At 74.2% G+C, this 6,104-nt stretch carries 5 protein-coding genes and 2 pseudogenes; all 7 read left to right on the top strand.

Features of this window, described 5'->3' with window-relative positions; translation table 11 throughout:
- A pseudogene (locus MCAG_RS24240) lies at positions 1-492 on the top strand (CDP-glycerol--glycerophosphate glycerophosphotransferase); the annotation flags it as partial.
- Positions 489-1,013 (top strand): GNAT family N-acetyltransferase, encoded by a 525-nt coding sequence (locus MCAG_RS24235; protein ID WP_007075594.1) that lies wholly within the window; start codon positions 489-491, stop codon positions 1,011-1,013. The pseudogene MCAG_RS24240 and the gene MCAG_RS24235, both read left to right, overlap by 4 nt.
- Positions 1,010-2,059 carry a pseudaminic acid synthase gene (gene pseI / locus MCAG_RS24230; RefSeq protein WP_007075593.1) on the top strand — a complete coding sequence of 350 codons (1,050 nt, stop codon included), beginning with the start codon at positions 1,010-1,012 and terminating at the stop codon, positions 2,057-2,059. The genes MCAG_RS24235 and pseI overlap by 4 nt, the downstream gene beginning before the upstream one ends.
- A 196-nt stretch (positions 2,060-2,255) precedes the next feature.
- Complete coding sequence (gene pseB / locus MCAG_RS24225; RefSeq protein ID WP_007075592.1) at positions 2,256-3,239, top strand: UDP-N-acetylglucosamine 4,6-dehydratase (inverting); 984 nt, start codon at positions 2,256-2,258, stop codon at positions 3,237-3,239.
- Positions 3,240-3,244: 5 nt separating this feature from the next.
- Positions 3,245-4,393 carry a DegT/DnrJ/EryC1/StrS aminotransferase family protein gene (locus MCAG_RS24220; protein ID WP_036377936.1) on the top strand — a complete coding sequence of 383 codons (1,149 nt, stop codon included), beginning with the start codon at positions 3,245-3,247 and terminating at the stop codon, positions 4,391-4,393.
- A gap of 10 nt (positions 4,394-4,403) precedes the next feature.
- The gene (locus MCAG_RS24215; RefSeq protein ID WP_007075590.1) at positions 4,404-5,246 is read left to right on the top strand and encodes a hypothetical protein; all 843 of its coding nucleotides are present in this window, start codon (positions 4,404-4,406) and stop codon (positions 5,244-5,246) included.
- A gap of 34 nt (positions 5,247-5,280) precedes the next feature.
- Positions 5,281-6,104 (top strand): annotated as a pseudogene (locus MCAG_RS33910) (class I SAM-dependent methyltransferase); the annotation flags it as partial.

The following is a 6,104-nucleotide window of genomic DNA, read 5'->3' as shown; positions in this document are numbered from 1 at the left end:
GACCGGGTCTGCTACCACTATGGGACGACTCGCCTCGGCGCGATCACCTCCACCCGCAGTGGCCGGCACTTCGACGCGTTCGTCCAGTACGAGCGCCTCCAGCAGTGGGTGGACGAGCACGTCACCGAGGACTGGATCCGGACGGACCTGTTCGGCCTGATGATCAACCACTATCTCGTGGTGGTGGGCAACGACGGCCGGGTGCACCCTCGGCTGCGGCGGGGGTTCTTCCGCCGGGTGGCCGAGCACTACCGCCGGTACCTGCCGTCGGGCGGGTACGCGCGGCCGGGCGGGGTGGCCGGGCTGAAGCACCGTCTCGTGGCCCGGGACAGCTACGTCGCGTACAAGACGTTGCGCCGGGCGCACCGGCTGGCCGGCTCGCTGCGGCCCGCGTCGCCCGCGGGGGCGGCGCCGGGCGGGGACGGGCCGCAGGTCGCCGATGCCCCGGCGTCCGACACGGACCAGAGCGCGGCCATGGCGGGCCGGGGATGAGTGGGACCACCACCCGGGCCTCTGACGCCTTGCGCCCCGCCCGCGACGCCGACCTGGCGACCATCCTGCGCTGGCGCAACCATCCGCAGGTACGCGAGGTCAGCCTGACCCGGCACGAGATCGGCCCGGCCGAGCACGCCGCCTGGTGGGCGGGCGTACGCGGCGACCCGGACCGGCGGGTGCTGGTGCACGAGCATCGCGGCCTGCCCTGCGGTGTGGTGACCTTCTCCGGCGTGGCCAGCCCGGACAAGGCGCTGACCTGGGGCTTCTACCTCGACGTCGAGGGCTTGGACGCGCGGCGGGCGCTCATGCCGGCCTGGCTGTCGCTGGAGCGGGCGGCGATCGCGTACGCCTTCGATGTCCTCGGCGCGCGCACCCTCGGCGGGGAGACGCTGGCCACCAACCGGCCGGTGCTGGCGCTGCACCGGCGCTTCGGATTCACGATCGTCCGCCGCTACGAGCGGGACGTCGACGGCACGCCGCACCAGGTGGTGTGGACGGAACTGAGCAGGGGAACATGACGACAGTCAAGATCGGCCCGCACGCGGTGGGCACCGGCGAGCGGCCCTTCGTGGTCGCCGAGATGTCCGGCAACCACAACGGCAGCCTCGACCGGGCCCTGGCCATCGTGGACGCGGTGGCGGCCAGCGGCGCACACGCGCTCAAGCTCCAGACGTACACCCCGGACACGCTGACCATCGACGTGGACGCGCCGGAGTTCCGCATCTCCGGCGGTCACGAGCTGTGGGGCGGCGAGCGGCTGTACCAGCTCTTCGAGCGGGCGCACACGCCGTACGAGTGGCACGGGCCGATCTTCGAGCGGGCCCGCCGGCACGGCCTCACGGTCTTCTCTTCGCCGTTCGACCACACGGCCGTGGAGCTGCTGGAGGAGCTGGACACCCCGGCGTACAAGATCGCCTCGTCGGAGCTGGTCGACCTGCCGCTGATCCGGCTGGTGGCCGCCACCGGCAAGCCGATGGTCATCTCCACCGGCATGGCCACGGTCGGGGAGATCGACGCCGCGGTGACCGCCGCCCGCGCCGGCGGCGCCGGCGGCATCGTGCTGCTGGCCTGCACCGCCTCGTACCCGGCCCCGCCGCAGGACAGCAACCTGCGCCGGCTGCCGGTGCTGGCCGACACGTTCGGCGTGCCGGTCGGGATCTCCGACCACACCCCCGGCATCGGGGTGCCGGTGGCGGCGGTGGCGCTGGGCGCCTGCCTGATCGAGAAGCACGTGACGCTGCGCCGCGCCGACGGCGGGGTGGACTCGGACTTCTCGCTGGAGCCGACCGAGCTGGCCGACCTGCGCGTCGAGTCCGAGCGGGCCTGGGCGGCGCTGGGCGCCACCACCATCGGCCCGACCCCCACCGAGCGGGAGGGGCTGCGGTTCCGCCGGTCGCTGTACGTGGTGGCCGACGTCCGCGCGGGCGACCCCGTGACCCGGGACAACGTGCGCTCGATCCGCCCGGCCGGTGGTCTCCCCCCGGCCGACCTGGACCGGGTGCTCGGCCGTACGTTCCGCCGCGACGTGCCCCGGGGCACCGCGCTGGGCTGGGACCTGGTCTGACCGGTGGCGGTTCGACACCCCCTGTTCACCCACCGGACCGCCACCGACACTCGGCGGGCATGACGCATTCACCATGCGCGTCGTGCCCGTTCACCGCGCGGCGTCGGGCCGTTAACTCTGCCGGCTTAGCGTCACGATCCGTCCGCCGGCCGGAACCGTCCCCGGCCGAGAGATCAACCGACCTTGGGAGCACCAGTTGAGCGAGTTGAATGGGTCCTCCATTCTGATCACCGGGGGCACCGGGTCCTTCGGCCGCACCTTCCTGCGGCACCTCCTGGCCGAGGCCGACCCGGCCCGGGTGGTGGTGTTCTCCCGCGACGAGCTCAAGCAGTACGAGCTGCGCCAGCAGCTCGGCGACGACCCGCGGCTGCGCTGGTTCATCGGCGACATCCGGGACCGCCACCGGCTCACCCGGGCCATGCACGGCGTCGACCACGTCGTGCACGCCGCCGCGCTCAAGCAGGTGGACACCGCCGAGTACAACCCGTCGGAGTTCATCGCCACCAACATCACCGGCTCGCAGCACGTCGTCGACGCGGCCATCGAAGCCGGGGTGAAGAAGGTCATCGCGCTCTCCACCGACAAGGCGTCCAGCCCGATCAACCTGTACGGCGCGACCAAGCTGGTGGGCGACAAGCTGTTCGTCTCGGCGAACCACTACGCCGCCCACCACCCGACCCGCTTCGCCGTGGTGCGCTACGGCAACGTGGTGGGCAGTCGGGGCTCGGTGGTGCCGCTGTTCCGCCGGCTCGCCGCCGAGGGCCGCAGCCTGCCCATCACAGACAAGCGGATGACCCGGTTCTGGATCACCCTGGACCAGGCCGTCCAGTTCGTCATCGACTCGTTCGACCAGATGCAGGGCGGCGAGCTGTTCGTCCCGCGCATCCCGAGCATGCGCATCCTCGACCTGGTCGAGGCCGTCGCCCCGGACGCCACCACCCACGAGATCGGCATCCGGCCCGGCGAGAAGCTGCACGAGGAGATGATCGCCCCGGACGACAGCCGCCGGACCCTGCGCACCCCCGACCGGTTCATCGTGCAGCCGACCATCGCCACCTGGGGCTACCAGCCGCCGGCGCACTGCGAGCCGGTGCCGGACGGGTTCGCGTACCAGTCGGACACCAACGACGAGTGGCTCGGCGTGGACCAGCTGCGCGACATGCTCGGCATCGCCGCGTGATGGCGATGCTCCCGTACGGGCGGCAGTCCGTCACCGACGACGACGTCGCCGCCGTGGTCGCCACGCTGCGCAGCGACTGGCTCACCACCGGCCCGCAGGTCGACGCGTTCGAGGCGGACCTGGCCGGCTGGACCGGTGGGGTCGGCTGCGCGGCGGTGTCCAATGGCACCGCCGCCCTGCACGTGGCGTACGCGGCGGCCGGCGTCGGCCCCGGCGACGAGGTGATCGTCCCGCCGATGACGTTCGTGGCCACCGCCAGCAGCGCCGTCGCCCTCGGCGCGCGGATCGTCTTCGCCGACGTCGAGCCGGAGACGTACACCCTGGACCCGGCGGCGGTCGGCGCGGCGCTGACCGGCCGGACGAAGGTGGTGGCGGCGGTCGACTACGCCGGCCACCCCGCCGACTACGACGCGCTGCGCGCGGTGCTGGACGGTGGCGACACGCTGCTGCTCGCCGACGCCGCCCACTCCGTCGGCGCGGCCTACCACGGCCGGCCGGTCGGGTCGCTTGCCGACCTGACCACGTTCTCGTTCTTCCCGACGAAGAACCTCACCACCGCCGAGGGCGGCGCGGTCGCCGCGGTGGACCCGCTGCTACTCAAGCGGGCTCGGCGCTTCCGCAACATCGGGCTGGTCCGCGACCGCGACGAGCAGCGCTGGCCGGACGAGGGCGGCTGGCACCAGGAGGTCCACGAGTTCGGGCTCAACTACCGGCTGCCCGACGTGCTCTGCGCGCTGGGCCGCAGCCAGCTACGCCGACTGCCCCGGTTCCTGGCCCGCCGCGCCGAGCTGGTCGCCCGGTACGACGAGGCCCTCGCCGACCTGCCCGGCGTGTCGGTGCCGGGCCGGCGGTCCTGGGCCGACCCGGCCTGGCACCTGTACCCGATCCGGGTGCACGAGGGCCGCCGCCGCGCCGTGTACGACGCGATGCGCGCCGCCGGCATCGGCGTGCAGGTCAACTACGTGCCCGTGCACTGGCACCCGGCGTTCGCGGACCTGGGCTACCGGCGCGGCTCGTGCCCCGTCGCCGAGGGGTTCTACGCCGAGCAGCTCTCCCTGCCGCTGTTCCCCGACCTCACCGACGCCGACCAGGAACGGGTGGTCGACGCCCTGGCCGACGCCCTGCACGCCGCCCCGGCGCGCGCCGCCGCCTGAGGGGACCGGGATGCACCACGCGAACCACTTCTACGGCCACGCGCACGTGCTGGCCCGCTACTGCGGCCTCGGCGACGGGCACCCGCCCCGGATCAACGGGTACGTCCAGCACGGCTGGAACATCGGCGACGGCCTGGCCCCCGGTCACCCGTACGTCGAGGGCACGCCGAGCCTGCTGTGGTCCGATCAGACCCGGCGGCGGGCCTGGTCGGTGGGGCGGCGCAACGTCGTGGTGACCGGCGCGCCGTTCGCGTACCTGCTGGCGCTGCGCGCCGACGACCCGCCGGAGCCCCAGCGGGAGGGCACCATCTGGTATCCGTTCCACGGCTGGGAGGGCCAGCACGTGCGCGGCGACCACCGGGAGCTGATCGCCCGCATCCGCGCCACCGAGCCGGGCCCGGTCACCGTCTGCCTCTACTGGCACGAGTACGGCATGCGCCGGGTCCGCCGCCTCTACGAGCAGGCGGGGTTCCGGGTGATCTGCCACGGCTACCGGGGCCACTGGTGGAAGGACACCGACCCGCTCTTCCTCGACAAGCAGCTCACCGAGCTGCGCCGGCACCGCCGGGTGGCGTCCAACCGGCTGACCAGCGCCATCTTCTACGGCATCGCGGCCGGTTGCGAGCCGGCCGTCTACGGCGACCCGATGATCCTCGCCGACGAGGACCCGACGTTCGGCGGCACCGCCCGCATCCGCCGCCAGTGGCCGGACCTGCACGGCGAGTCGGTGCACCTGCCGACCGCGGTCGAGATCGCCCGCGCCGAACTGGGCACCGACCACCGCTGTACGCCGGCCGAGCTGCGTGAGCTGCTGGGTTGGGCGACCCTCCAGGAGGAACCCGTTGACCACTGACACCTCGCCCCGGATCGCCCTGCCCGGCGGGGAGATGCTGACCTGGTCGGACCGGCCGGCCCGGCGGTTGCCCGCCGGCGGGCCCCTCGCGGCGCTCGCCGCCCGGGTCGTGCCGGTCGGCGCGCGGGTGCTGCTCGCCGGGCCGCACGATCCCGAACTGGTCGACCGGCTGGCCCACGCCGAGGTCACCTGCCTGCTACGCGGCTGGCCGGACGGTGCGGCCCTGGCCGAGGACCGCCCCGTTCGGGTCGTGGTCGGCGGCCCCGGTGGGCTGCCGGCCGACGAGACGTTCGACGTGGTGATCGCCGCCGCCGGCCTGGACGCGGTGGAGTCGGTGGAGGGGACCCCGGTCGGCTGGGACGGGCTGCTGCGGCGGTTCGCCGCCGTGCTCGCCCCGGGCGGGAGCCTGCTGCTACGGGTGGACAACCCGGTGGGGCTGACCCGGATGGTCGACGCCGCGCCCTGGTACGTCGGGCGCGACGACGCCGACTGGACGATCAGCGGAGCGCTGGACGCCGGCCGCCCCGCCAACCTGGATCAGGTGCGGGACCGGCTGACCGGGGTGGGGCTGCGCCCCGGCGGGTGTTTCGCCGCGTACCCCGACCCGGCCGCGCCGACCGTGCTGGTCGACGCCGGGGCGCTGGCCGCGCGCCCCACGAGCGCGCTGCTCGACGCGATGCTGCACGGCGCGTGCGCGCGGGACCGCTCCGACGGCCCCGTGCTCCAGGACCCGGCCCGGCTCGCGGTCGACGCGCTGCACGCCGGGCTGGGTGCCGCGCTCGCCCCGGGCTGGCTGGTGCTGGCCCACCGCGCGGGCAACTCGCCGATCCCGGCCCCTCCCCTGGGCGATGAGACCGG

The organism is Micromonospora sp. ATCC 39149 (genome assembly GCF_000158815.1).
Taxonomy (GTDB): Bacteria; Actinomycetota; Actinomycetes; order Mycobacteriales; family Micromonosporaceae; genus Micromonospora.
The sequence above is the reverse complement of the archived record's forward strand: the minus strand, read 5'-3'. Positions and strand labels throughout refer to the sequence as shown.